Raw genomic sequence first — 26,250 nt, 5'->3', positions numbered from 1 at the left:
AGGTGAATCCTGCCCCTCCCGTCGCTCCGCGTGGCGGAAACGTCGCGCGGCGGTGATGATTCCGGGACCGGAACAAGCGTCTCGGTAGAGGCAGGGTGGATTGTCGGCGTTGTGCGGTCCCGACAGGTGAACAGAGCCGACGGGGCGGCCCGGCGCGTGGTATCCGTGGAGTAGTGGATGAGTGACGGCAGCCGTGACGGGTGTGGCCGGATGGTTTCGGTCCTGGCCGGCGCGGGTCACTCTCCGGGGATCACATGATCCACTCGGCCGGAAAGTCGGGCGAGTTTACCCATCCCAGTCGATACGTATGCGCAGGGCGGCCAGATTTTCTTCCCCTAACGGGCTGAACTTTTGTTGATCGAGGGTCAGTTGGCCACCTCGGCGTCCTACCCTTCAGAGGGTGAAGCAACTGATGTCCCTAGAGTCCGAGGCCGATCTCCCCGCGGAAGCCGTGCTTCCCGGCACGCTGCCCGAGGGGCTGCGTGCCGAACTCGTCGCGTTCCGACGCGACTTGCACATGCATCCCGAGCTCGGCAACCAGGAGTTCCGTACGACCGCGGCGATCAAGGCGCGGCTCGAGAAGGCCGGGCTGCACCCCCGTGTGCTCGCGGTGGGCACCGGGCTCGTCTGTGACATCGGTGACTGGAGCGTCGGCGCGCCGCCCGCCCTCGCCCTGCGGGCCGACATCGACGCCCTTCCCATTCCGGACACGAAGAGTGAGTGCTCGTACCGGTCCACGGTGCCCGATCGGGCGCACGCCTGTGGCCATGACGTGCACACCACCGTCGTCCTGGGCGCCGGGCTCGTTCTTGCCGATCTCCACAAGCGGGGGCTGCTGCCCCGGCCCGTGCGGCTGGTCTTCCAGCCCGCCGAGGAGGTGCTGCCCGGCGGTGCCGCCGACGCCATCGAGTGCGGGGTGCTGGAGGGGGTCGGGCGGATCCTCGCCGTGCACTGCGACCCGCGGGTGGACGCCGGGCGGATCGGGCTGCGGGCCGGTGCCATCACCTCCGCGTGCGACCGGCTGGAGATCTCCCTCGACGGACCCGGCGGGCACACCGCGCGGCCGCATCTGACCACCGACCTGGTGACCGCCGCCGCCCGTGTCGTCACCGACGTGCCCGCCATCGTGGCCCGGCGGATCGACACCCGGGCCGGGCTCGCCGTGACCTGGGGCCGGATCGAGTCCGGGCACGCGCCGAACGTCATCCCGCAGCACGCCGAGCTGTCCGGGACCGTGCGCTGCCTGGACATCGAGGCCTGGCGGCAGGCGCCCGACGTCGTGGTCGCCGCGATCGACGAGGTCGCCAACCTGCATCGCGCCAAGTCCGAGATCAACTACGTGCGGGGTGTGCCGCCCGTCGTCAACGACCCGGCCGTCACCGATCTGCTGCGGGACGCGATGACCGCCCGGCGCGGTGCCGCCTCCGTCGAGGGGACCGAGCAGAGCCTCGGCGGCGAGGACTTCTCCTGGTACCTGGAGCATGTCCCGGGCGCCATGGCCCGGCTCGGGGTCCGCACGCCCGGCGAGCGCACCGTGCGCGACCTCCACCAGGGCGATTTCGACGCCGACGAGTCGGCGATCACGGTCGGCGTGGAGCTGTTCACAGCCGCCGCGCTGCTCGATGGAGCTTCCTGAGAGGGCCGACGAAGATCTTGTGAAGGGGTGGCCGGTTTGGCGCCCCTTCGTCCCCTTGTGTCACCCGTATGTAACCGGGTTCTCGCGAACGTAACCCGATGTCGGCACGGTTCGATAACGGCCATGAGAAACCCCGTTCCCCTCCTCTTCTACGCGCGTTACTGTGCGCCGAAATAGCCACCAGAGGCGGCTCATTGGGGAAGCGGGCCGTTCGACGGGCCGTGGGATGAAGGGGTGCTTGCTGTGCGTTCCATTTCTCGGAGGACCAGGTTCTCCCAAGCGGTGGTGGCCGTTTCGGTCATCGCCCTCGCGGCTGTCGGCTGTGGCGAGTCCAGCACCAGTGCCGGCAGTGACGACGCGTCGAAGTCCGCCGACGGCAAGTACTCGGGCAAGGGCATCGGCCTCGCGTACGACATCGGCGGCCGGGGCGACCAGTCGTTCAACGACGCCGCCTATGCCGGCTTCCAGCAGGCCGACAAGGAGTTCGGCATCGGCGGCCGGGATGTCCAGCCCAACGACGGCGAGTCCGAGGCGGACAAGGTCCAGCGGCTGACCGAGCTCGCCAAGTCCGGCCACAACCCGGTGATCGGCGTCGGCTTCATCTACGCGTCGGCCGTCAAGGAGGTCGCCGCCAAGTTCCCGAACACGACCTTCGGCATCATCGACGACGAGCAGGTCAAGGCCCCCAACGTCGCCGACCTGGTCTTCTCCGAGGAGCAGGCCTCCTACCTCGCGGGTGTCGCCGCCGCCAAGGCATCCAAGGCCAAGCACGTCGGCTTCATCGGCGGTGTGGACATCCCGCTGATCCACAAGTTCGGCGCCGGCTTCGAGCAGGGCGTCAAGTCCGTCGACCCGAGCATCAAGATCGAGTCGCAGTACCTGACCGAGACGCCCGCCGAGGGCGGCTTCTCCAGCCCGGACAAGGGCAAGGAGGCGGCCAGCGGCCAGATCGAGAAGGGCGCCGACGTCATCTACCACGCCGCCGGTCTCTCCGGTCAGGGCGTGATCTCCGAGGCAGCCGCCAACAAGGTGTGGGCCATCGGCGTCGACTCCGACCAGTACAACCAGTCCGCGCTGAAGGACTACAAGGACTACATCCTCGGCTCGGCCCTGAAGAACGTCGGCGGCGCGGTCTACGAGCTCGCCAAGTCCGTCTACGAGGGCAAGCCGCTCACCGGTGTCGTCCGCGGCGACCTGAAGTCCGGCGGCGTGGGCTTCGCCGACTCCAACCCGAAGTACAAGGCCATGACGGACGTCGTCGCGGCGGTCGACGCGGCCAAGCAGGAGATCATCGACGGCAAGGTCACCGTGAAGACCTCGTGACCGTCGTGAGACCTTCCGCATAAGGCCGTAAGGGCCCATTCATACGCCCCTCCGGGCGCCGTTCCAGGTCGTACGCCCCTTGCCTACCGCAAGGGGCGTACTGCTGTCCGTAATGTGTGCTGCAACTGTGGCCACAGCTCGATAACGGACCGGACAGAAGGGGTTTTCCGTCTGGTCTACGCGCGTTACGCTGCGGCGGAACCAGCGCCTGGTTTGGGCGCTTGCACAAAGGAGTCTCGTTCCATGCGCCGGGTGTCCCGTATCACGGTTGCAGGCGTTGCAACCGCAGCCCTTGCCCTGACCGTGTCCGCCTGCGGCAGCTCGTCCTCCGAGTCCAGCAGCACCGACAGCAAGAACCTGGGCCTCGCGCTCGCGTACGACATCGGCGGGCGGGGCGACCAGTCGTTCAACGACGCCGCGACCGCCGGTATGGAGAAGGCCGACAAGGAGTTCGGCTACAAGTCCCGGGCCGTCGAGCCGCAGGACGGCGAGTCGGAGGCGGACAAGGTCGAGCGCCTGGAGGCCCTCGCCAAGCAGGGCTACGACCCGGTCATCGGCGTCGGCTTCGCCTACGCGTCGGCCGTCAAGGAGGTCTCCGCCAAGTTCCCGAAGACCACCTTCGGCATCGTCGACGACGAGCAGACCAAGGCCGACAACGTCGCGGACCTCGTCTTCTCCGAGGAGCAGGCCTCCTACCTGGCCGGTGTCGCCGCCGCGCTGTCCACCAAGTCCAACGTCGTGGGCTTCGTCGGCGGTGTGGACGTGCCGCTGATCCACAAGTTCGGCGCCGGCTTCAAGCAGGGCGTCGAGGACACCAAGAAGGGCGTCACGGTCAAGGAGCAGTACCTGACCGAGACCGCCGCCGAGGGTGGCTTCTCCAGCCCCGACAAGGGTGAGAGCGCCGCCGAGGGCATGATCGACGACAAGGCGGACGTGATCTACGCCGCTGCGGGTCTGTCCGGCCAGGGTGTCATCAAGGCCGCCAGCGCCAACAAGATCTGGGCGATCGGCGTCGACTCCGACCAGTACAAGCAGGACGCGCTCAAGGCGTACAAGGCCTCGATCCTGACCTCCGCCATGAAGAACGTCGAGGGTGCGGTCTACGACCTGGCCAACTCCGTCAAGGACGGCAAGCCGGAGACCGGTGTCATCCGCGGCAGCCTCTCCAACGGCGGCGTGAGCCTGTCGAACTCGAACCCGGAGTTCGCGAACAACGCCGAGATCCAGGCCGCGGTCAAGAAGGCCAGCGAGGCCATCATCGCGGGCACCATCAAGGTGAAGACCAGCTGACCTTCCCCGGTCACAGGCCTTGGCCAAATAAGCGCTGTAATGGCAGCGTTACGGCCCGGGAACGGGGTGCGTGGAGGATCGGCCCTGGCGCCGATCTCCCGCCTGCCGGACGACGCCTGGCGCGTCCTCCGGACGGACGACGGGAGATCGGCGCCAGGGCCGCCCGCGCCCCGTTCGCGCGGCAGAATGCTCGGAACGGATCGTCAGCCAAAAGAGAACGGTCAGGTCCGGGCACTATTTAAAGCAGGGGCGCTACGCGCGTAGAGTGGCCCCTTTCCCAAGGAGAGTGCGCCATCGAAGCGACCAGCAGCCCTCCGCTCACCGCTCAGTCGCCGATCGCGGTAGAGCTGGCGGGGATCACCAAACGATTCCCGGGTGTCGTCGCCAACCACGACATCCACCTGACTGTCCGAAAGGGCACCGTCCACGCCCTCGTCGGCGAGAACGGCGCCGGCAAGTCGACCCTGATGAAGATCCTCTACGGCATGCAGAAGCCGGACGAGGGCACCATCGCGGTCGGCTCCGAACAGGTGAGCTTCGCCAGCCCCGCCGACGCCATCGCGCTCGGCATCGGCATGGTCCACCAGCACTTCATGCTCGCCGACAACCTCACGGTCCTCGAGAACGTCGTCCTCGGCAGCGAGAAGCTGTACGGCATCGGCGGCGCCGCCCGGAAGAAGATCAAGGAGATCTCCGACCGCTACGGGCTCAACGTGCGCCCGGACGTCCTCGTCGAGGACCTCGGTGTCGCCGAGCGCCAGCGCGTGGAGATCCTCAAGGTCCTCTTCCGCGGCGCCTCCACCCTGATCCTCGACGAGCCCACCGCCGTCCTCGTGCCGCAGGAGGTCGACGCGCTCTTCGACAACCTGCGCGAGCTCAAGTCCGAGGGCCTGGCCGTCATCTTCATCTCCCACAAGCTGGGCGAGGTCCTCTCCGTCGCCGACGAGATCACCGTCATCCGCCGCGGCACGACGGTCGGCACCGCCGTCCCGTCCGAGACCACCCCGCGCCAGCTCGCCGAGATGATGGTCGGCAGCGAGCTCCCCACCCCCGAGACCGCCGAGTCGACCGTCACCGACCAGGCCGTCATCGAGGTCAAGGGCCTCACCGTCTACGCGTCCGGCGGCGCCTCCCTCGGCGTCGAGGCCGAGCCCGCGGGCGGCGTGGGCCTGGCCGCGGAGGGCGGCGAGGCCAAGAAGGTTCTCGACGACGTCTCCTTCACCATCCACGCCGGTGAGATCATGGGCATCGCCGGTGTCGAGGGCAACGGCCAGACCGAGCTCATCGACGCCCTGATCGGCACCAAGAACGCAGACTCCGGCGTCATCTTCTTCCAGGGCGAGGACGTCACCTCCTGGGCCACCCGCAAGCGCCGCGAGTCCGGCGTCGGCTACATCCCCGAGGACCGCCACCGCCAGGGCCTGCTCCTGGAGGCCCCCCTCTGGGAGAACCGCATCCTCGGCCACGTCACCGAGGAGCCCAACGCCAAGGGCTTCTGGCTGACCCCGAAGAGCGCCCAGGCCGACACCCGCCGCATCGTCGAGGAGTACGACGTCCGTACCCCCGGCATCGACGTCACCGCGGCCTCCCTCTCCGGCGGCAACCAGCAGAAGCTGATCGTCGGCCGCGAGATGAGCCACAACCCGAAGTTCCTGATCGCCGCCCACCCCACCCGCGGTGTGGACGTCGGCGCACAGGCCCAGATCTGGGACCGGATCCGCGAGGCCCGCCGCGAGGGTCTGGCCGTGCTGCTGATCTCCGCCGACCTGGACGAGCTCATCGGCCTGTCGGACACCCTGCGGGTGATCTACAACGGCAGGCTGGTCGCCGACGCCGACCCCGCCACCATCACCCCGGAGGAGCTCGGCTCCGCCATGACGGGTGCCGCCAGCGGACACCTTGAGCACGTCGAGGACGACAGCGCCCCGGAGGACGAGGCCCGATGAAGAAGTTCGACAAGGAGCGGCTGCTCCTCGCCGTGGCCGGACCGGCCCTGGCGCTCGTCGCGGCGATCCTGCTGACCTCGGTCGTGCTGATCGCCTCGGGCAAGAACCCGATCGAGCCGTACTCGCTCATGATCGAGCAGGCCGGCTTCTCCGACGTACAGGTTCTGATCATCAACCAGGCGTCGATGTACTACATCGCCGCCCTCGCGGTCGCCCTCGGCTTCCGGATGAACCTGTTCAACATCGGCGTCGACGGCCAGTACCGCCTCGGCGCCATGATGACCGCGGTCGTCGGCGCGCACGTCGCGCTGCCGTCCTTCCTCCAGGTCCCGCTGCTGATCCTGGTCGGCGCCCTCACCGGTGCCATGTGGGCCGGTATCGCGGGCATCCTGAAGGTCACCCGGGGCGTCAGCGAGGTCGTCGCCACGATCATGCTGAACTCGATCGCCACCAGCGTCATCGGCTACCTCACCCTCACCGACAACTGGGGCGTCCCGCTCGGCGACAACGTCACCACCGGTGTGATGAAGGAGTCCGGCTGGGTCCCCGGCCTCAACCTGGGCGACGACGTCGGTGAGATCTACGGCCTGGTCTTCCTCGCGGCCGCCATCGGTATCGGCTACTGGGCGGTCCTGAACCGCACCCGCTTCGGCTTCGACCTGCGCGCCACCGGCGAGTCCGAGACCGCCGCCGCGGCCTCCGGCGTCAACGCCAAGCGCATGGTCCTCACCGCGATGCTCATCTCCGGCGCCGTCGCGGGCATCTCCGGACTGCCGCTGCTCCTCGGCGACGCCCACACCTACAGCCTCAGCTTCCCGGCGGGCCTCGGCTTCACCGCCATCGGCATCGCCCTGCTGGGCCGCAACAACCCCGGCGGCATCGCGCTGGCCGCGCTGCTGTGGGCCTTCCTCGACAAGGCGTCCCCCGCTCTCGACTACGCGACTCCCGAGCCGTACGAGAAGGAGATCGCCACGATCATGCAGGGCCTGATCGTCTTCGCGGTCGTCATCTCCTACGAGGTCGTCCGCACCTGGGGCCTGCGCCGCCAGCAGAAGCGCGTCGGCGAGGAGCTCGCCGCGGCCGCCGCCAACACCAAGAAGGAGGTGGCGGTCTGATGACCACCGCGACCATCGTCAAAGCGCTGGCCAAGCGGCCCGGCAAGGGCAGCCGCCGCATGTCGCTGCCCGTCCTCCTCCTGATCATCTCGGGCGTCCTGATCCTGACGTCGATCGTCCGCCTGATCACCGGCGCGGACGGCATCACGTCCACCGGCCAGATGTCCACCGCGCTGCGCGCCGCCGTCCCGATCGGCCTCGCCGGTCTCGGCGGTCTGTGGGCCGAGCGCGCGGGCGTCGTCAACATCGGCCTCGAAGGCATGATGATCCTCGGCACCTGGTTCGGTGCCTGGGCCGGCTACCAGTGGGGCCCGTGGACCGGTGTGCTCGTCGGCATCGTCGGCGGCGCGCTGGGCGCCGTACTGCACGCCATCGCCACGGTGACCTTCAACGTCAACCACATCGTCTCCGGTGTGGCGCTGAACATCCTGGCCCTGGGCACCACCCGCTATCTGTCGAAGTTCACCTTCGAGGACGCCCCGCAGGGCTCCTCCAAGCAGTCCCCGCCGATCGAGTCGCTGGGCACCTTCGACGTCCCCGGCCTGTCCGACTGGCTGCAGACCCTCAACGAGAAGCACTGGTTCCTGGTCTCCGACATCGCCGGTCTGCTCGGCGGTCTGATCACCGGCCTGTCGCCGCTCACCGTCGTCGCCGTGGCCCTCGTGCCCACCAGCTGGTACGTGCTGTGGCGCACCCCGTTCGGCCTGCGGCTGCGCTCCTGCGGCGAGAACCCGATCGCCGCGGAGTCCCTCGGCGTCAACGTCTACAAGTACAAGTACATCGCCGTGATCATCTCCGGCGGCTTCGCCGGCCTCGGCGGTGCCTTCCTGTCGATCGTGTCGTCCAACGTGTACCTCGACGGCCAGACGGCCGGGCGCGGCTACATCGGTCTCGCCGCGATGATCTTCGGCAACTGGATGCCGGGCGGACTCGCCCTCGGCGCGGGCCTGTTCGGCTACACCGACAGCCTCAAGCTGCGCGGCGGTGTCACCAACGTCCACGCGCTGATCCTGCTCCTGGCGATCCTGCTGGTGTTCGGCGTCGCGTACCTCGTCTGGAAGAAGAAGTACGTCCCCGCCGCCATCACCGCCGTGATCTCGGCCCTCATGTTCGTCTGGTACGCCACCACGAACGAGGTCCCGAACCAGGTCGTGACGGCCAGCCCGTACGTCATCACCCTTCTCGTCCTCTCGCTGTCGGCACAGCGCCTGCGGATGCCGAAGGCCGACGGACTGCCGTACCGGAAGGGGCAGGGCAAGTGACTTCGGCCGCCGCCGACTTCGACTGGGACGCCCTCAGGGAGGTGGCGCGCGAGGCGATGAGCCACGCCTACGCCCCCTACTCGGGCTACCCGGTCGGCGTCGCGGCCCTCGTCGACGACGGCCGTACGGTCTCCGGCTGCAATGTCGAGAACGCCTCCTACGGACTCGGCCTGTGCGCCGAGTGCGGGCTGGTCTCGGAGCTGCAGCGCACCGGCGGCGGCCGTCTGACGCACTTCACCTGCGTCGACGGCCGGGGCGAGGTCCTGGTCCCCTGCGGCCGCTGCCGCCAACTGCTGTACGAGTTCGGCGGCGCCGATCTCCTGCTGGAGACCCCGGCGGGCATCCTGCCGCTGTCCGAGATGCTGCCGCAGGCCTTCGGGCCGGGACATCTCACCAAGTAACTCCCGTGCGGCCCCTCTGAATCGCTCAGGGGGGCCGCGCGATTTCTGTGAACGTCCGGAAGGAAAGCCATGACTGTGTTGTCGATGGATGCCATCTCCGTCATCCGCACCAAGCGGGACCGCGGTGAGCTCAGCGACGAGCAGATCGACTGGGTCATCGACGCGTACACGCGCGGCGAGGTCGCCGACTACCAGATGGCCGCGCTCAACATGGCCATCCTCCTCAACGGCATGAACCGCCGCGAGATCTCCCGCTGGACCGCCGCGATGATCGCGAGCGGCGAGCGCATGGACTTCTCGTCCCTGTCCCTCCCGACGGCGGACAAGCACTCCACGGGCGGCGTCGGTGACAAGATCACGCTCCCGCTGGCCCCCCTGGTGGCGGCCTGCGGAGCAGCTGTCCCCCAGCTCTCCGGCCGCGGCCTCGGCCACACCGGCGGCACCCTGGACAAGCTGGAGTCGATCCCCGGCTGGCGCGCGCTCCTGTCGAACGAGGAGATGCTGCACGTCCTGGACACCACGGGCGCGGTCATCTGCGCGGCGGGCGACGGCCTGGCTCCGGCGGACAAGAAGCTGTACGCCCTGCGCGACGTGACGGGAACGGTCGAGGCGATCCCCCTCATCGCCTCGTCGATCATGTCGAAGAAGATCGCGGAGGGCACGGGTTCGTTGGTCCTGGACGTGAAGGTCGGCTCGGGTGCCTTCATGAAGACTCTGGAGGACGCTCGCGAGCTGGCGTCGACGATGGTCGGCCTGGGCACCGACCACGGCGTGAAGACGGTGGCGCTCCTGACGGACATGTCGACGCCTCTCGGCCTCACGGCGGGCAACGCCCTGGAGGTCCGCGAGTCGGTCGAGGTCCTGGCGGGCGGCGGCCCGGCGGACGTCGTGGAGCTCACGATCGCCCTTGCCCGCGAGATGCTCGACGCGGCGGGCGTGAAGGACGCCGACCCGGCGAAGGCCCTGGCCGACGGCTCCGCGATGGACGTCTGGCGCCGCATGATCGCGGCCCAGGGCGGCGACCCCGACGCGCAGCTCCCGGTCGCGAAGGAACAGCACGTGGTCAAGGCGAGCGCCTCGGGCGTCCTCACCCGCCTCGACGCGTACGACATCGGCGTCGGCGCCTGGCGTCTGGGCGCCGGCCGCGCCCGCAAGGAGGACCCGGTGCAGGCGGGCGCGGGCATCGAGATGCACGCGAAGCCCGGCGACACGGTCACCGAGGGCCAGCCCCTCCTGACCCTCCACACGGACACGCCGGAGCGCTTCGAGTACGCGCTCCAGGCGGTGGAGGGTTCGTACGACATCGCGGCGCCGGGGACGGACTTCACGGCTTCGCCGGTGGTGCTGGAGCGGATCGCCTGACGGGACATGACGTGATGTGAGAGGGGCCGGTGCTTTCGGGCACCGGCCCCTCTTCCGTGCTCGTTTCTCGGACCCGCGCTCGTTTCTCGCACCCGCGGTCAGCCGAGCAGCGCCGCGACCACCACCAGCACCGGCACCGCCAGCACCGTCGACACCAGGATCGAGTCCCGGGCCAGGCGCTCGCCCACGCCGTAACTGGACGCATACGTATAGAGGTTCTGCGCGGCGGGCAGCGCAGAGGTCACCACCACGTCGAGGAGTTGGTGGCCGCGCAGCCCGAACACCCCCACCGCCAGCGCCCAGGCGGCCACCGGCTGGCCCAGCGACTTCAACGCGACGGAGAGCAGGACCAGTTGGCGGTCCGGGCCCCGGCCCGGCATCGTGCTGCCGCACAGCGAGATCCCGAAGGCCAACAGCACCGCCGGGACGGACATGTTGCCGATGAGGGTGACCGGGTCCATGACGGCCGAGGGGATGTGGAGACCGGTCGCCGAGACCGTCACGCCCGCCAATGAGCCCACCGCGATCGGGTTGCGCAGCGGGGTCAGCAGACGCAGCCACAAGGGGTCCTTGCCGTCCCTCGCCGACAGGTCCAGGACGGTCAGGGCGATCGGGGTCAGCAGCAGGAGCTGGAAGAGGAGCACCGGCGCCACCAGGGACGCGTCGCCCAGGACGTACACCGCGATCGGGATGCCCAGGTTCCCGGAGTTGACGTAGCTGGAGCACAGGGCGCCGATCGTCGTACGGCCCACGCCCCAGCCGCGTACCGCGCCCACCGCGACGAAGACGCCCGCCGTCGCCGCCGTGCTCAGGGCCGTCACGACCAGGCGGCTGGAGAAGACCACCGACAGGTCGGCCCGGGCGAGTGTCGTGAAGAGCAGGGCCGGGGAGGCGACGTGGAAGGCGAGCTTGGTGAGGACCTCACGGCCGTTCTCCCCCAGGTAGCCGCGCCGCCCGATCACATACCCGACCGCGATGACCACCGCGATGACGGCGAATCCGGTCAGCACCCCCTGCACGGAACCTCCTCGGAGGTGAGGAGGACGTCAGGTATCCGAGACGGTGCTGATCCGTGGGGCATACACCCAACCCTCTGGGGAAGACGGCGCCCAGGTCAATGCGATCCCGACCCGTGGAACCGCCGCGCCGCGATGAGTTCCGCCCGCCCGCCCGGTCTACAGATCGTGGATGCCATGACACCCGCCGTGCTCGTGCTGGCCGGCCCCGTCACCCGGGACGAGGTGGCGGGGCTGTGCGAGGACGTGCGGGCGCTGCTGGACACGACCGGGGCCGGGGTCGTGGACTGTGACGTGGGCGGGCTCGGACCGCCGGGGCTCGCCGTCGTCGATCTGCTGGCGCGGCTCCAGCTCGCCGCCCGGCGGGCCGGGGGCCGGATCCGGCTCAGAGACCCCGACCCGGCCCTACACGCCCTCCTCGACCTGGTCGGACTCCGCTTCGAGAGCGTCGTCGAGAGTGTCGTCGACGGCGTCGAGATGCAGCGGGAGCCCGAACAGCGGGAACCACCGCTCGGTGTCGAGGAAGCAGTGGAACCCGGTGATCCGCCCGTCTGAGATCTCCAGGACCTGCACCGCCCACGGCGTGTAGCCGCCCGCCTCCTCGTCCGGCTTGTAGTGCGCGAACCCGGGCAGGCCGTTGGCCTGGACGGGCAGCAGCCGGGAGTTGGCGCAGGAGGCGCCGAGTGTCGTCATGAAGCCGGTGATGTCGTCGACGCCCGTCAGCCACAGGTCGAACGGCGGCATCGTCATGATGGCGTCCTCGTGCAGCAGGGCCGTCAGCGCCGTCATGTCGTAGCCCTCGAACGCCGCGACATAGCGGTCGAGCAGCTTCTGCTGCTCCTCGTCCAGCGGATCGGACACCACGGCCTCCCCGCCGTGTCCGTCCCGCTCGGCGAGGGTCGCGCGGGCCCGCTGCAGCGCGCTGTTGACCGACGCGACCGTGGTGCCGAGCAGTTCGGCGACCTCGGTCGCCTTCCAGGCCAGCACCTCGCGCAGGATCAGCACCGCGCGCTGCTTGGGCGGGAGTTGCTGCAGGGCGGCCATGAAGGCGAGCCGCACGGACTCCTTGGCGACGGCCGCCTCCGCCGGGTCCTCGACGGTCGGCAGCACGCGCGCGTCCGGCATCGGCTCCAGCCAGGTGTGGTCCGGGCGGGGGGAGAGGGCGGCCTGGGCGAGGGGCGTCGAGTCGGTGAGGTCCATCGGCCTCGCGCGCTTGTTGCCGGCCGTCAGCATGTCCAGGCAGACGTTGGTCGCGATGCGGTACAGCCAGGAGCGGAGGCTTGAGCGGCCCTCGAACTTGTCGTAGCTGCGCCAGGCGCGGACCATCGTGTCCTGCACCGCGTCCTCCGCCTCGAAGGACGAGCCGAGCATGCGGTAGCAGTACCCGGTCAGCTCGACCCGGTGCTTCTCCAGCCTGACGTCGAGGTCCGCTGTCGTCGTGCTGTCCGTCATCGTCCACCCACCCCTGTGGCGTCCTGTGTCGCGCCTTTGCGCCCAGCACGTTCGAAGCTATCGCAGCCCACTGACAATGGCGTGCCGAGTGCGCGAAGGCGCAGCTCAGAGGGTTCTTCGCCCCCGCCGCCCCTTCCCGTTCCCGTCCCAGGGGGCGCTGCCCCCTGGACCCCCGCTCCTCAAACGCCGGAGGGGCTGTTTTCAGCCCGTCCGGCGTTTGAGGACGAGGCCCCTTCAGGGCCGAAGCGGGGGTCTGGGGGCGGCAGCCCCCAGGTACGGGAACGGGAAGGGGCGGCGGGGGCGAAGAAAAGGCAGTCCCCCTGGCCGACCGACCTCGACCAGGGGGAAGCAAGGGGGATGACAAGGGGAGCCCCGGTTCAGGCCACCAGGACCCGCTGCCGAGCCCGCGCCGCCCGCGTCCCGAGGACCGTGATCGTCACGACGCCGAGCACCGCCAGCAGCCCGACCGAGACGGTCCCGCCCCAGCCACCCGCGTGGAACGCGATCGCACCCACCGTGCTGCCCGCACTCGACCCGATGTAGTACGCCGACTGATACAGCGCCGAAGCCTGCGCCCGCCCCTCCGTCGCCGTCTTGCTGACCGCCGACGACGCCACCGCGTGCCCCGCGAAGAACCCGCCGGTGATCAGCACCAGCCCCAGCAGGACCAGCGCCAGCGAGTCGGCCAGCGACAGCACCAGACCGCTCGCCGTCGTCGCGCCCGCCGCGTACAGCGCGCCCCGGCGACCGAGACGGCCCACCAGCCGACCCGCCGTCGACGCCGACACCGTACCCACCAGGTACACCAGGAAGATCGACCCGACGATCCCCTGCGGCAGCCCGAACGGCGCCTCCGTCAGCCGGTACCCGATCACCGTGTACACGCCGCCGAACACCGTCATGAACAGCGCGCCGATCGCGTACAAACGGCACATCAGCGGGTTCGACAGATGCTCACGAACCGTCCGCACCAGCACCCGCGGCTTCAGCGACCCGGCGGCGAAGTGCTTCGGCGCCGGCAGCAGCAGCCGGAACGCCACCGCGCACGCCACCGCGATCGCCCCGATGACACCGAGGGCCACACGCCAGCCCCACTCCTGCGCCACCCAGCCCGTGATGACCCGGCCGCTCATACCGCCGACACTGTTGCCCGCGACGAACAGGCCGATCGCCGTGACCAGCGCCTTCGGACGGACCTCCTCCGCCAGATACGCCGTCGCGGAAGCCGGCAGGCCCGCCAGCGCCGCGCCCTGCAACGCCCGCAACGCCACCAGCACCGGCAGCGAAGGAGCCAGCGGGACCAGCAGACCGACCGTCACCGCGACCGCCAGCGACGCCGTCATGACCGTACGGCGTCCGTACCGCTCCGACACCGCGCTCATCGGCAGGACGAACAGCGCCAGTCCGCCCGTCGCCGCCGCCACCGTCCAGCTCGCGTCGCTCGCCGCCACCCCGAACTCGCCGGAGATCAGCGGCAGAAGCGCCTGCGTGGAGTAGAGGAGGGCGAAGGTCGCGACGCCGGCGAGGAAGAGGGCGAAGCTCATCCGGCGGTAGCCGGGGCCGCCCGGGGCCATCCGGGAGTCGACGACAGGAACAGCGGAAACGGCGCCCATGGTCGTGGACGCCTCGGTACTGGCAGGCATGTCTCGAAGTTACGTACGCCTCGGTTCATGCGTCCAATGCATGAACTCGTCATAATCGTTCCCATGGTGCATCAACACAGCTCACGGCCTCGCCTGTCACCGTCCAGTGACACAGAAGACATGTCGGCGGATACGTCGGAGATGTCGATGGTGCTGGCCCCGCGACTGGCGTACTTCGCCGGCGTCGCCCGCACCGAGCACGTCACCCGCGCCGCCCAGGAGATGAACGTCCCCCAGTCCACGCTCTCCCGGGCCATGGTCCGCCTCGAACAGGACCTCGGCGTCGACCTGTTCGCCCGCATCGGCCGCACCGTCTCCCTCACCCCCGCCGGGCGTGCCTTCCTCGGCCACGTCGAACGCGCCCTCGCCGAGATCGACCGCGCCGCCGAGGAGGTCCGCGCCGACGCCGACCCCGCCACCGGCAAGGTCGCCTTCGGCTTCCTGCACACCATGGGCTCGGAAACGGTCCCCGGCCTGATCCGCGCCTTCCGTGCCGACCACCCCCGCGTCCGCTTCAGCCTCGTCCAGAACTACGGCGAGGCGATGATCGAGCGGCTGCGCGCCGGCGAACTGGACCTCTGTCTGACCTCCCCGGTCCCGGACGCCCCGGACCTGGTCGGGCGCCGCCTCGACGAGCAGAAGCTGCGCCTGGTCGTCCCCGCCGACCACCGCCTCGCGAGCCGCAAGCGCGTCCGCCTCGCCGAGGCCGCCGACGAGACCTTCGTGACCCTGGAACCCGGCTACGGCATGCGCCGCATCACCGACGACCTCTGCCAGGAGGCCGGCTTCAAGCCGAGGATCGCCTTCGAGGGCGAGGAGGCCGAGACGCTGCGGGGCCTGGTCGCCGCCGGTCTCGGCGTCGCCCTCCTGCCCCCTCCCGCCGTGGCCCGCCCGGGCGTCGTCGAGCTGACGGTCACCGCCCCGCGCGCGGTACGCGAGATCGGCGTCGCCTGGCTCGACGGCCACCCGGACACCCCACCGGTGGCGGCTTTCAAGAAGTTCCTGCTGGCACAGCGCGGCCGTCTGCTTCCCGACTGACCGACGCCGACGCCGACGCCGAGGGCAGGGCACGCGCGCGCGTGCGCCGCGCCAGCAGCCCGTGCCTCGGCGCCAGGCACCACACCACCACGAACACACCGGTCAGGACGACGACGATGGAGCCCCCGGCCGCCAGGTCGTACGCGTACGACACGTACAGCCCCGCCAGACTCCCCGCGCACCCGATCACCGACGCGAGCAGCGTCATCGTCCACAGCCGCTCGGTCAGCAGCCGGGCGGTCGCGGCGGGCGTGATGAGCAGCGCGAGGACGAGGACATTGCCGACCGCCTCGAGGGACATCACGATCGTCGAGGTCACGACCACGTACAGCGTCAGGTCCAGCCGGAACACCGGCAGCCCCGCCGCCCGGGCCGTCTCCCGGTCCAGGCTGACCGCGACCAGTTCCTTCCGCAGCGCGAGGACGACGGCCACGAGCACCGCCCCGATCCCCGCGACCGTCCACACGTCCTGCGCCGACACCGCCAGCACCTGCCCGAACAGGAACGACGACAGGTCCGTGGTCCAGCTGTCCCGCGTCGAGACGAGGACGATCCCGAGCCCGAACGCGAACGCGAAGAAGACCCCGATGACGGTGTCCTCCTTCAGCCGCCGGTTCTGCGACACATAGGCGATGAGCACCGAGGTCACGATCCCGGCGGCGGCCCCGCCGAGCAGCAGGTTCCCCTCGAAGGTGTAGGCGAGCGCCACCCCCGGGAACGCCGAGTGCGCCACCGCGTCCCCGATGAACGCCATGCCGCGCAGCACCACGTACACCCCGACCACCCCGCACACCAGCCCCACCACGGCGGCCACGGTGAACGCCCGCTGCATGAACGGCAGTTCCCAGGGGTCCAGCAGAAAGTCGATCACGTCACCGTCTCCGTAGGCATGGCCCGGTCGAGTCCGAACGCCCGCAGCATCTGGTCCGGTTGGGCCAGCAGCTCCGGGCCGCCCTCCGCGACGACCGTCCGATTGATCAGCACCACCCGGTCACAGGTGCGAGCGGCGGCCGCCAGGTCATGGGTGGTCATCAGCAGCGCCCGTCCTTCGGCCGCGAGCCGGCGGAACAGCTGGTTGAGGAGCTCCTGGGTGGGCACGTCGACGCCGGTGAACGGCTCGTCGAGCAACAGGATCCGCGGCTCGGCCGCCAACGCCCGTGCCACCAGCACCCGTTGCCGCTGCCCGCCCGACAGCTCCCCGATGGGCCGCCGGGCGAGCGCGGTGAGTCCGGTGCGCTCCAGGGCCCGCCGGGCGGCCTCCCGGTCGGCGGTGCGGGGCCGCCGAAGCCACCCGACCTCCCGGGTACGTCCGGTCAGCACGGCCCCCGCGACATCGATCGGGAAGTCCCAGGCGAACTCGTGCCGTTGCGGCACATACCCCGGCCGCGACGCCAGCGACACCGCCCCCGAGGCCAGCGGCACCAGTCCAAGCGCCGCCCGCAACAGGGTCGTCTTCCCGGCCCCGTTGGGCCCGATCAACCCGACCAGCTCACCCCCCTGCACCTCCAGCGAGGCCTGCTCCAGCGCGAGCCGCCCCCCGAGCACGACCGACGCGCCCTCTACGCGCAGCACCCCGCTCATACGCCCCGCCGCCGACGCCGTACGCCCCACACCGCACCCCCGCCGGCGAGCGCGAGCCCGGCGGCCGCGGCGCCGAGGAGGGCGGGGCTGCCGGCGCCCGTGCTGGCCATGGAGCCGGACGGCCCGGAACCACCCGTGCCCGAACCGGACTTGCCCGCATCGGCCGACGAGGACGAAGAGGATGAAGAGGACGAAGAGCCCTTCGAAGTGTCCGACGCCCCGGGCGTGTCCGACGAGGAACCTCCGGGACGCACCGCGTCCGCGTTCCCGTCCCCGACCACGAACGCCACCGTCTCCGTGTCGCTCACGGCCGTTCCGTCGGCGAGCTTCCCGCTCATCCGGAACGTCAGCCGGTAGGTGCCCTCCTTGGTGAACGCCCATCCGCCGTGCGCGTGCGTGTTGGCGGGGACCTCGAAGGAGTCCGGCACCCCGTCCTTGCTGTTGAACAGCACATCGGCGCCGGACATCGCGTCGTAGGTGTACAGCGCGTACGCGCCCGGCCCCTCGACGCCGGTCAGCGCGAAGGACACGCCGCCCTTCAGCGCCCCCGCCCCTACGTTGTCCGTCGACCATCCGGGCCACAGCAGCCCGTCCTGCTGCACCTGGTCGAGCAGCCAGACATCGGTGCCGGGCCGGCCCAGGAAGGAGAAGGCGTCGTTGTCGGGCAGGGTGTTCTTCGCGGCCGGATTCACCTTCAGGACCAGGGAGGAGGGTTCCCGCCAGGTCGTCCTCCCGGGGACCGTCCCGTCCTTGACGTGGATCTGGAGCCTGTCGTCCACGACCCGGGCGGCGAAGTCGATGTGCCCCTCGTCGAGAACCGTGCGCGTCGAGACGACGTCCGAGGTGGCGTCCGAGACGGCGGCGGCGCGTGGCGGCTTCGCCGGAGCGGCGAGGACACGCGTGCGCACCTCGGGTGCGGGGGCCGGGAGCGGCTCGACGGGCCGGTCGTCGCCGCCGACCACGACCGTGTACACGGTCCCGACGGACAGCTCCCGTCCGTCCTCCGCCGCCGTACCGGCCGCCTCGAAGATCAGCCGGTACGTGCCCTCCTCGCTGAACTCCCAGTGAGTGACGGCCTGTTCGCCCACCGGTACCTCGACCCGGTCGGGCACGTCGTCCGAGCTGTCGAAGAGCGGCCGGTCCTGCCCGGACCGTGACACCGTCACGTCTCCCGGTCCGTCCACCCCGGTGAGCGACCACGTCACCGTGTCACCGACGAGCACACCCGCCGGCACTCCGGTCGTGTCCCAGCCGGGCGCGGCCGAGTCCGCCTCCCCGGCCTCGACCACATGGGTCCCGTCCGCCGGATCGAGCGTCAACTCCCCGTCGGCGTAGGCGATCCGCCCCAGCCCGCTCGACGGCCCGTCCGCGACGGCGACCCCGCCCCCGTTCAGCACGGCGGCCAGCACCACCGTCACCGCCACCGCGACCCGTTCCCTGCCCGTCATCAGGCTTTCCCTCCAAGGCACTTGGCGAGCTCCGTCGCGTTGTGCCGCATCATCGATACGTAGTCGTGGACCTGGTCGTCGAAGGAGTCGCCGTAGATCGTGCAGACCTCGACCCCCTCGTCCTGCGCGACCCGCTTCAGCACGTTCGCCCGCGAGGCCAGGTTGGGCTCCACGAACACGGCCGGGACCCACTTCTCCCGGATGGTGTCCCCGAGCCGCTCCACCTCGGCCGCGCTGGGCTCCTGGTTGGGCACCGGCACCACGAAACCGGCGACCTCCATGCCGTACGCCTTGGCGAGATAGCCGAAGGCGTCGTGCGTGGTGATGAGCTTGCGGTTGCGCTCCGGGACGGTCGCGAGCGTCCGCCCGACCTCCTCGTCGAGCGCGCCGAGCGTCCTGAGATAGGCCGAGGCGTTCTTCTCGTACGTCTTCGCCCCGCCCGGGTCCGCCTTCGCCAACTCGGCCTGGATGCGCCGCACATACGCCTCCGCGTTGGCGACGTCCTCCCAGGCGTGCGGGTCCAGATCGCCGTGCACATGCTTGCCGAGCACGGCCTGCGGCAGCACCCACAGCGGATCACCGGCCTTCCCGAGGAAGGCGTACGACGGCTCCTCGGGCACCGACTCCCGTGCCCGGTCGGGGACGTTGAGCACGACCTCGTCGGGCGCGAGCCGTGTCCGCTCGCCGCTCCTGTCGTCGTCGGCGCGGACGTACACCTTCCCGGTCTCGGCGTTGAGCGCCACGTCCGCGTGCCCGCCGTCGAGCACGGTGACGCCCTTCGGCGCCGCGGTCCCGACGGCGAAGGTGAACGTCCCGCTGCCGAACCGCTCTGTCCTGCCGTCGAGCGTCTCGGTCCGCCCCTCGACCGTCAGCCGGTAGATCCCCGGCTCGCTGAACGCCCAGTTGACATGCGTATGCGCCTCGGGCGGCAGCGCGAAGGAGTCCGAGCCGTCGAAACCGTCACTGGAGTCGACGTACACCTTGGGCCTGCCGAGCGTGTCGGTGAGGTAGACCCGCAGGTCTCCCGGCCCCTCCAACTCGGTCGCGGTCGTCCGGACCTGGGAGCCGTCCCCGGCCACCTCGCCCTCGACCGCCCAGCCCAGCCACAGCACATCGAGCCCGAGATCCTCCTCCAGCTTCATCACCGTGCCGCCGTACTGCTCAAGCCGCTCGGCGATCTCGACCTTCGGTGTGTCCTCGCGCGCGTTGCTGTGGACCATCTTCATGATCCCGGGCTCCTCCAACAGCAGTCCGTTGCCGAACACGAGGTCCGCACGGGCGACCTTCGCCGCGTCCCCGGGGCTCGGTTCATAGGAGTGCGGGTCGCCGTGGTGCGGCACGATCGAGGTCACGTCGACGCGGTCACCGCCGACCTGGCGGACCAGATCGGCGATGATCGCCGTGGTCGTGGAGACCTTCAACTCGGCCTCGGACGCCCCGGACTGACTCCGGCTGCACCCGGCGACCAGCACACAGGCCGCGGCGAGCGCCACGGCCGCGGTACGCATGGGACGGCCCCGCATGGGGCTTTCTCCTCTCACTGGGCTGTACGCCGTCGTCGTACGAGGAACACCGCGCCGCCACCCGCCAGCAGCGCCGCCGCCGCGATCCCCGCGACCGTCGCCGCCTGGCCGCCGGTGGCGGCGAGCGAGCCGGTCGTGACGGGCGTGCCGCCGCCCATCGCTCCGGAAGCACCCGGCGAAGCCGCGGCCGGAGCGGAGTCCGACGCGGAGGCCGAAGGCGTGGCCGCCCCGGTCTCGCTCGCGCTCGCCGTCGGTGTCGGTGTCGGCGCCGAGGTCGGTGTGGCCGTAGGCGTCGCCGTCGGCTCGTCACCCGCCCCCGGGGTCACCGTCGACGGATCGGTGCCGTCCCCGACCACCCAGGCGATGGTCTCCTTGTCCTGGACCTTTGTGCCGTCGGCGAGCGTGGCGCTCACGGTGAACGTGGTCCGGTAGACACCCTCCGCGGAGAACGCCCAGTCGAAGTGGGCGTGCGTCCCGCCGGCCAGGGTGTGGGTGTCGGGCAGTCCGTCGCCGCTGTTCAGGGAGACGACCGCGGTGCCCGTCGAGTCGCCGTAGAACATCGCGATGTTCCCGGGCCCCTGTACGGAGTCCAGCCGGAACGACACCTTGCCGTCGAGCTCGGTCCTCGGGAACTCCCCGGTGTTCCAACCGGGCCACACGATCCCGGCGTTCTGCTGCAACGGCAGCCACCACACCGCATCACCCGGGGTGCCGAGGAAGTCGTACCCCTCGGGGATCTTCCGCTTGGCGGCGGGCCGTACGTGCATCACGACCTGGCCCGGCTCGTACCACTCGTGGTCGAGCTCGGAGCCCTCCTTGATCCGGAACTCCAGGTCGCCGTCGACCTTCCGGGCCGCCATGTCGACGTGGCCCTCGGAGATGACGTGCGCGGTGGCCGGGGGAGTGGTGGTGGGGCTCGCGGACGGCGTCGGGCTGCTGCTCCCGTCACCCGGCAGCACGGTCGACGGATCGATGTCGTCGCCGACCACCACGGCCAGTGTCTCGGTGTCGGCCGCACCGCCCGCGGTCACCCTGAAGGTGAGACGGTAGACGCCCTCGGCCGTGAACTCCCAGACGGGCAGCAGCCGTTCCTCGTCCCCGGCCAGGGTGAAGGCCCGCTGCACCCCCTCCGCGCTGCCGAGATGGGCGATCGCCGGGCCGTTCACACTGTCGATCTCCCGGGTGTACGTGGCCAGTCCGAAGACCCCCGGCCCGTCGTACCCGGTGAGCGCGACCTCGGTGTCCCCGCCCGCCTCGGTGCCCTTCCAGCCGGGCTCGGCGGCGAAGATGTTCTCCGCCTCCCAGCCGTTGAGCTGCCAGGAGTCCATGTTGGTCGTACCGAGCGCGGTGGCCACCGGGTCGGGCGTGTACTGCAGGGCGGACGGCACGACGTGCAGGACGACCTCGGACGGTTCGCGTACGACCGGGGCGGTGCCGCTGCGGTCGTCGATCTGCAACTGCGGCTCGCCGTCCACGAGCCGGGGCGTGAGGTCCAGCTCGCCCTCGCTCAGCACGACGGCACCGCCGGCGGCGCGGGCGTCCCCGCTGCCGCCGGCGACGACCAGCCCTGCCGCGCCCAGGAGCACGGCGGCCGCCGCGGTGAGAGCGGCCGCGGTGCAAGCGGGTCTTCCGCGCGTCAGGGCTTGCATCACGAGCTGACGACGACGGTGTAGGTCGAGGTGGCGGTCTTGGCGGCCCCGCCGACCGTGCCGCTGACCCGGAACGTCAGCTTGTAGGTACCGGCCTCCTCGAAGGCCCAGTTGGCGTGGTTGTGGGTGGCGACGGCGAAGGTTCTGGACTTGAAGCTGCTGGTGGCGGTGTCACTGTCGAACCAGCGGCTGCCGCTGCCCGCGTAGACGCTGAAGTCCTCGGTGGCCGCGCCGTTGCGAGTGGCGCTGACCAGCGTGAAGGTGACGTTGTTGCTGGCGAAGACCCCCGTGGTGAGGTGCTCGGTGGAGATGCCGGGGAAGAGCACCCCGGCGGCGGTCGCCTCGGCCTGGGTGTCCGGCAGCAGCCAGACCTGGCTGCCCGCGCCGAGGAAGGAGTAGCCGGGGTTGGCGACCTTCGCGGCGGCCGGTACGGCGAGGGTGACGTCCGCCGGGTCGTACTCGGTGTCGGTCTCCTCGTCGTGGGTGTGCAGGCTCAGCGCCGAGCCGTCCCAGTCGGCGTCGAGGACGTCGACGTGGCCGGACGACAGCGTGGTCGCGGCGAACGCCGAGCTGTTGAGACCGGCGGTGGCGAGCGTGGCGGCGGCGAGACCGGCGACGGTCAGCAGGCGGTTGCGGGTACGCAAAAGAGGACCCCTCTTAGGTCATGGACATGCCCCCCGTGGGCACGTAAAGACGATAATCATTTTCAGTAAGAGGTTGCAAGGGGGTTATGAGAGGGGTGTGAAGCGAGTGGGAAGGCCGACTACCGGCGCAGTGACCGCCCGAAGCCCGCCGCCAGCGGCATCCGCAGCCCCAGCGGCGGCGGCGCGGCCAGCGCGTCCTCGACCGGGCGGGAGAACGCCCGCCCGAACAGCGAGCCCATCACGAAGTCCTCGGCGAGCGCCAGGACTTCTTCCCGGTGCTGGCGCAACGCGTGCTTGTCGGAGTGCACTTCGAACCGGCACACATCCCGGTTCGCCTTCTTCGCCCGCGCCGCGAGCCGGAACGACAGCTCGGGGTCGGTGCGTTCGTCGTTCGTGCCGTGCACCAGCAGAACCCGGCGGCCCGCGAGCTGCTTCACCGGTTCGGGGGGTGCGGCCACATCCTCCTCGGGCAGCCAAGGGGCGATCGCCAGCACGGAGTTGACGGCCTCGTGACCACCCGCGTGCAGCGCGGCCCGGGCGCCCATGTCGATACCGACGAGACAGACGGGGACGTCGCCGTAACGCCGTACGACCTCCGCCACCGCCCAGTCGGCGTCCCGGGCGAGATGGGCCTCGGTGCCGTTCCAGCCGCGGTAGCGGTAGTGGACGACATGGGCGGCCAGACCCTCCGCGCGGCCCGCGCGGGTCAGCCGGCGGCCGAGGCCGCGGACGGAGGCGGCCGCCATCATGGGGGACGGTCTGCGGTCCGAGGTCGCCTCGCCGCCGGGGAGCAGCAGCACCACCCCGCTCACCGCCGTCGGTTCCGGACCGAGCGCCCGCCCCAGCCGGGCCGTGCGAACCGGCGTCGCTTGCTGTGCCATGACAGAACAGTGTCAGAAGCGTCGGTGTACTCCACCCGTCGGGGCGGTCACCGTTACGTATCGGCGGAGTTGTACAGCGCGCGATCTACGCGCGTAGGAGTTACAGTGCGGAGATGACGAGCCAGAATGACCGGACGGGAACCACCCCGAGCTCGGACCAGATCCGCCGGGCACCCAAGGTTCTGCTGCACGATCACCTCGACGGCGGGCTCCGGCCCGGCACCATCGTCGAGCTCGCCCGGGCCACCGGGTACTCCCAACTCCCCGAGACGGACGCCGACAAGCTGGGCGCCTGGTTCCGCGAGGCCGCCGACTCCGGCTCGCTGGAACGGTACTTGGAGACCTTCTCGCACACCGTGGGCGTCATGCAGACCCGCGAGGCCCTGGTGCGGGTCGCCGCCGAGTGCGCCGAGGACCTCGCCGCCGACGGAGTCGTCTACGCCGAGGTGCGGTACGCGCCCGAGCAGCATCTCGAAGGCGGGCTGAGCCTCGAAGAAGTCGTCGAGGCCGTCAACGAGGGCTTCCGGGAAGGCGAGCGGATCGCCCGCGCGGGCGGGAACCGCATCCGTGTCGGCGCCCTGCTCACCGCGATGCGGCACGCCGCCCGCGCCCTGGAGATCGCCGAACTCGCCAACCGCTACCGGGACTTGGGGGTGGTGGGCTTCGACATCGCGGGCGCCGAGGCCGGATTCCCGCCCACCCGGCACCTCGACGCGTTCGAGTACCTCAAGCGCGAGAACAACCACTTCACCATCCATGCCGGTGAGGCCTTCGGGCTCCCCTCCATCTGGCAGGCCCTGCAGTGGTGCGGCGCCGACCGGCTCGGTCACGGCGTCCGCATCATCGACGACATCCAGGTCCACGCCGACGGCTCGGTCAAGCTCGGCCGGCTCGCCTCCTATGTCCGCGACAAGCGGATCCCGCTGGAGCTGTGCCCCAGCTCCAACCTCCAGACCGGCGCCGCCGACTCCTACGCCGAGCACCCCATCGGGCTGCTGCGGCGGCTGCACTTCCGGGCCACCGTGAACACCGACAACCGGCTGATGTCCGGGACCAGCATGAGCCGGGAATTCGAGCATCTGGTCGGAGCATTCGGCTACACGCTCGACGACATGCAGTGGTTCTCCGTCAATGCGATGAAATCAGCGTTCATTCCTTTCGATGAACGACTCGCGATGATCAATGACGTCATCAAGCCCGGATATGCCGAGCTGAAGTCCGAATGGCTGTTCCAGCAGACCGCGTCCACCAGCGGTTCCGTAGAGTCGGAGGGCTGATCGGGGGACGCCTCGGAAATCGGAATGCGGACGGGTGTCCACCATCCGTCCGCATTTCGATGTTTGCGGCGGGTGCCTGTGCGTGTTTACGTTCATGGACCGCTCACACCCACGTCATCCCATTTCGAGGACGCATTTTCATGAAGCAGTCTGCTGCCAAGACCCTCGGTGTCGCTGCCCTCGGTGCCGCCTTCGCCGCCGCCGGCGCGGGCGCCGCGAACGCCGCGCCGACCGTTCCGGACGCCTCCCAGGCGCTGGACACCGTCACCCAGACGCTCCCGGCGCAGAACGTCGCCAAGGCGCTGCCGGTTGCCGGCGAGGCCCTGTCGCAGGCGCAGCCGGCGGTCGCCACGAGCCTGGCCGCGGTGGCGCCGGCCGCTCAGGGCGCCCTCGCCGACGGTCCGGCCAAGCCGGTCGCGGGCCTGCTGGGCGGACTCCCGGTCGGTAAGACCGGCCTGCCGACGCAGGGCCTGCCGGTCAACGGGCTCCCGCTCGGCTGACCGCAGCCGAATGCCCTGATGGGGCGCACCCGTTGTCCGGGGTGCGCCCCATCGGCGTCTGCGTGTACGGGAGTTACCAGGCGGCCTGGGTCCGGTCGGCCTTGTCCTCGGACGGGAACAGGATCCACAGCGCTATGTAGAGCAGGAACTGCGGACCCGGCAGCAGACAGGACAGCAGGAAGATCACTCGCATCGTGGTGGCCGAGGTGCCGAAGCGCCGTGCCAGCGCGGCACACACTCCGCCGATCATGCGGCCGTTGGTGGGGCGGGCAAGGCGGGACATGTGCGGCTCCTTCGTGAGCGTCGTGGGAGGCGGCCTTTCCGGCTTCCTCATCTGCCTTCAACGCTACGGAGACGAAGGGGACGAAGCGTCGCTCTACGGTGCGATCCCGACCCTGGGAATCGTCGGGGTACGACCCTGAGCCGCGTCCTCCTTGCGGACGGGTGCCGGCTTGAGGGAGCGGGACCTGCGGCGGAGCCAGGCGCGGCCGGCCGGGATGAAGGCGGCGTGGGCGAGCGCCACACCGACGGTGTTCAGGAGCACCGAGTCGATGTCGACGACCTGACCGGGGACGCCGGTCTGGAGCAGCTCGATGCCCAGCGAGATCAGGGCGCCCGCGGCGACCGAACGGATCAGAGACGCGAGCGGGGAGACGTACAGCCTGCCGTGGGCCAGCGGGAGCAGGACGCCCAGCGGGGCGAGGAGAGCGAGCCCCTCCGCGATCCGCCGCGCCGCCTGCGGCCAGCCGAGTGCCAGGTCGGCCCGGATACCGGCGAGCGGGGTCAGGTTCGGGGGCGTCATCCACGGGACGTCCAGAGGGCGCAGGGTCAGCCAGGCGACGAACGCGAGGTGTGCGACAAGGAGGACACCCCCTGTCGCACGCATACGGATCACGGCGCTGCTGCCGATGGAGCCTTGACGCTGCACGCCCCCCTAGACGCCGCGTGCGGCGGGATCGGTTCCGGGCACCCGGATGAGGCGTCCGACACACCCCACCCGAGCCACTCGACACACCCACGTCCAGCAGGCCCGACCCACCCTTGACCGGGCCGCGAGCGACTGCCGTGCGACCGTGGCCTGTCACCCCGCGCACATCCGCCACCGGCCCCCTCGGGCGCCGCAGTCGGTGGTCCTGGCGTGTCCGGGGTTTGCCGCCCCATGTGTGACGGCCCTCGGGCGTCCCGTCTCCGCCGCGCTTGTGCGGCCGTAGCGGTCACCGCACGTGCATCCGCCACCGGCTCCCTCGGGCGGTGCCATCGGTG

Annotated in this window: 23 protein-coding genes and 1 pseudogene; 12 read left to right on the top strand and 12 right to left on the bottom strand. The window is 70.4% G+C overall.

Translation table 11 applies throughout. From position 1 onward, the window contains the following. Window positions 1-412 precede the first annotated feature (412 nt). The 8 genes from PH203_RS21470 to PH203_RS21435 all read left to right on the top strand — a co-directional run bounded on the left by PH203_RS21470 (window position 413) and on the right by PH203_RS21435 (window position 10,335). The gene (locus PH203_RS21470) at window positions 413-1,636 is read left to right on the top strand and encodes a M20 family metallopeptidase (RefSeq protein WP_289921960.1); all 1,224 of its coding nucleotides are present in this window, start codon (window positions 413-415) and stop codon (window positions 1,634-1,636) included. Between the two features lie 285 nt (window positions 1,637-1,921). Continuing rightward, window positions 1,922-2,959, top strand: a complete 1,038-nt coding sequence (locus PH203_RS21465) for a BMP family ABC transporter substrate-binding protein (protein WP_289922451.1) — start codon at window positions 1,922-1,924, stop codon at window positions 2,957-2,959. 243 nt (window positions 2,960-3,202) lie between these two features. After that, complete coding sequence (locus tag PH203_RS21460; RefSeq protein ID WP_289921959.1) at window positions 3,203-4,249, top strand: BMP family ABC transporter substrate-binding protein; 1,047 nt, start codon at window positions 3,203-3,205, stop codon at window positions 4,247-4,249. Between the two features lie 335 nt (window positions 4,250-4,584). After that, the gene (locus tag PH203_RS21455) at window positions 4,585-6,195 is read left to right on the top strand and encodes an ABC transporter ATP-binding protein (RefSeq protein ID WP_289922450.1); all 1,611 of its coding nucleotides are present in this window, start codon (window positions 4,585-4,587) and stop codon (window positions 6,193-6,195) included. Further along, on the top strand, window positions 6,192-7,310 hold the full coding sequence (locus tag PH203_RS21450; RefSeq protein ID WP_289921957.1) for an ABC transporter permease: 1,119 nt from the start codon (window positions 6,192-6,194) through the stop codon (window positions 7,308-7,310). Before PH203_RS21455 ends, PH203_RS21450 begins: the two co-directional genes overlap by 4 nt. Beyond that, window positions 7,310-8,572, top strand: coding sequence for an ABC transporter permease (locus tag PH203_RS21445; RefSeq protein ID WP_289921956.1), 1,263 nt, complete (start codon window positions 7,310-7,312; stop codon window positions 8,570-8,572). Before PH203_RS21450 ends, PH203_RS21445 begins: the two co-directional genes overlap by 1 nt. Then, window positions 8,569-8,973: a cytidine deaminase gene (locus PH203_RS21440; protein WP_289921955.1), complete on the top strand. Its 405-nt coding sequence runs from the start codon at window positions 8,569-8,571 to the stop codon at window positions 8,971-8,973. The genes PH203_RS21445 and PH203_RS21440 overlap by 4 nt, the downstream gene beginning before the upstream one ends. A 78-nt stretch (window positions 8,974-9,051) precedes the next feature. Then, window positions 9,052-10,335: a thymidine phosphorylase gene (locus PH203_RS21435; protein WP_289922449.1), complete on the top strand. Its 1,284-nt coding sequence runs from the start codon at window positions 9,052-9,054 to the stop codon at window positions 10,333-10,335. A gap of 98 nt (window positions 10,336-10,433) precedes the next feature. On the opposite strand, the gene PH203_RS21430 is transcribed toward PH203_RS21435, so the two are convergent. Then, window positions 10,434-11,354, bottom strand: a complete 921-nt coding sequence (locus PH203_RS21430) for an AEC family transporter (RefSeq protein WP_289921954.1) — start codon at window positions 11,352-11,354, stop codon at window positions 10,434-10,436. A gap of 132 nt (window positions 11,355-11,486) precedes the next feature. Between PH203_RS21430 and PH203_RS21425 the strand changes: the two are divergent. Beyond that, window positions 11,487-11,726 (top strand): annotated as a pseudogene (locus tag PH203_RS21425) (hypothetical protein); the annotation flags it as partial. Between the two features lie 30 nt (window positions 11,727-11,756). Here PH203_RS21425 and PH203_RS21420 read toward each other — a convergent pair. After that, on the bottom strand, window positions 11,757-12,803 hold the full coding sequence (locus tag PH203_RS21420) for a sigma-70 family RNA polymerase sigma factor (protein WP_289921953.1): 1,047 nt from the start codon (window positions 12,801-12,803) through the stop codon (window positions 11,757-11,759). Window positions 12,804-13,180: 377 nt separating this feature from the next. Next, entirely contained in the window at window positions 13,181-14,446 is a 1,266-nt protein-coding gene (locus PH203_RS21415) for an MFS transporter (RefSeq protein ID WP_289921951.1), read from the bottom strand. 63 nt (window positions 14,447-14,509) lie between these two features. Between PH203_RS21415 and PH203_RS21410 the strand changes: the two genes are divergently transcribed. Then, window positions 14,510-15,484: a LysR family transcriptional regulator gene (locus PH203_RS21410; protein WP_289921950.1), complete on the top strand. Its 975-nt coding sequence runs from the start codon at window positions 14,510-14,512 to the stop codon at window positions 15,482-15,484. Here the strand turns inward: PH203_RS21410 and PH203_RS21405 are convergent. From PH203_RS21405 to PH203_RS21375, 7 genes are all read right to left on the bottom strand, one after another. Next, on the bottom strand, window positions 15,438-16,355 hold the full coding sequence (locus PH203_RS21405) for an anchored repeat-type ABC transporter permease subunit (protein ID WP_289921949.1): 918 nt from the start codon (window positions 16,353-16,355) through the stop codon (window positions 15,438-15,440). The two genes, PH203_RS21410 and PH203_RS21405, sit on opposite strands and share 47 nt — an antisense overlap. Next, window positions 16,352-17,065, bottom strand: a complete 714-nt coding sequence (locus PH203_RS21400) for an anchored repeat-type ABC transporter ATP-binding subunit (protein WP_289921947.1) — start codon at window positions 17,063-17,065, stop codon at window positions 16,352-16,354. The genes PH203_RS21405 and PH203_RS21400 overlap by 4 nt, the downstream gene beginning before the upstream one ends. Next, a complete protein-coding gene (locus PH203_RS21395; RefSeq protein ID WP_289921946.1) occupies window positions 17,062-18,513 on the bottom strand; it encodes a choice-of-anchor M domain-containing protein in 1,452 nt (483 codons plus the stop codon). Before PH203_RS21395 ends, PH203_RS21400 begins: the two co-directional genes overlap by 4 nt. Then, window positions 18,513-20,036, bottom strand: a complete 1,524-nt coding sequence (locus PH203_RS21390; protein WP_289921945.1) for an anchored repeat ABC transporter, substrate-binding protein — start codon at window positions 20,034-20,036, stop codon at window positions 18,513-18,515. The genes PH203_RS21395 and PH203_RS21390 overlap by 1 nt, the downstream gene beginning before the upstream one ends. A gap of 14 nt (window positions 20,037-20,050) precedes the next feature. After that, complete coding sequence (locus tag PH203_RS21385) at window positions 20,051-21,685, bottom strand: choice-of-anchor M domain-containing protein (RefSeq protein WP_289922448.1); 1,635 nt, start codon at window positions 21,683-21,685, stop codon at window positions 20,051-20,053. Continuing rightward, on the bottom strand, window positions 21,685-22,329 hold the full coding sequence (locus PH203_RS21380) for a choice-of-anchor M domain-containing protein (protein ID WP_289921944.1): 645 nt from the start codon (window positions 22,327-22,329) through the stop codon (window positions 21,685-21,687). The genes PH203_RS21385 and PH203_RS21380 overlap by 1 nt, the downstream gene beginning before the upstream one ends. A gap of 119 nt (window positions 22,330-22,448) precedes the next feature. Then, window positions 22,449-23,210: an alpha/beta fold hydrolase gene (locus tag PH203_RS21375; protein ID WP_289921943.1), complete on the bottom strand. Its 762-nt coding sequence runs from the start codon at window positions 23,208-23,210 to the stop codon at window positions 22,449-22,451. A gap of 113 nt (window positions 23,211-23,323) precedes the next feature. Here PH203_RS21375 and PH203_RS21370 point away from each other — a divergent pair, with 113 nt between their 5' ends. Together PH203_RS21370 and PH203_RS21365 are read left to right on the top strand one after the other, a co-directional pair. Continuing rightward, entirely contained in the window at window positions 23,324-24,487 is a 1,164-nt protein-coding gene (locus PH203_RS21370; protein WP_289921942.1) for an adenosine deaminase, read from the top strand. A 140-nt stretch (window positions 24,488-24,627) separates the two neighbouring features. Continuing rightward, window positions 24,628-24,987, top strand: a complete 360-nt coding sequence (locus tag PH203_RS21365) for an ATP-binding protein (RefSeq protein WP_289921940.1) — start codon at window positions 24,628-24,630, stop codon at window positions 24,985-24,987. A 73-nt stretch (window positions 24,988-25,060) separates the two neighbouring features. Here PH203_RS21365 and PH203_RS21360 read toward each other — a convergent pair whose 3' ends face one another. After that, window positions 25,061-25,270, bottom strand: a complete 210-nt coding sequence (locus PH203_RS21360; RefSeq protein WP_289921939.1) for a PspC domain-containing protein — start codon at window positions 25,268-25,270, stop codon at window positions 25,061-25,063. A 93-nt stretch (window positions 25,271-25,363) separates the two neighbouring features. Continuing rightward, window positions 25,364-25,915 carry a VanZ family protein gene (locus PH203_RS21355; RefSeq protein WP_289921938.1) on the bottom strand — a complete coding sequence of 184 codons (552 nt, stop codon included), beginning with the start codon at window positions 25,913-25,915 and terminating at the stop codon, window positions 25,364-25,366. Window positions 25,916-26,250 lie beyond the last annotated feature (335 nt).

This window comes from Streptomyces sp. S.PB5 (assembly GCF_030403745.1).
Taxonomy (GTDB): Bacteria; Actinomycetota; Actinomycetes; order Streptomycetales; family Streptomycetaceae; genus Streptomyces.
The sequence above is the reverse complement of the archived record's forward strand: the minus strand, read 5'-3'. Positions and strand labels throughout refer to the sequence as shown.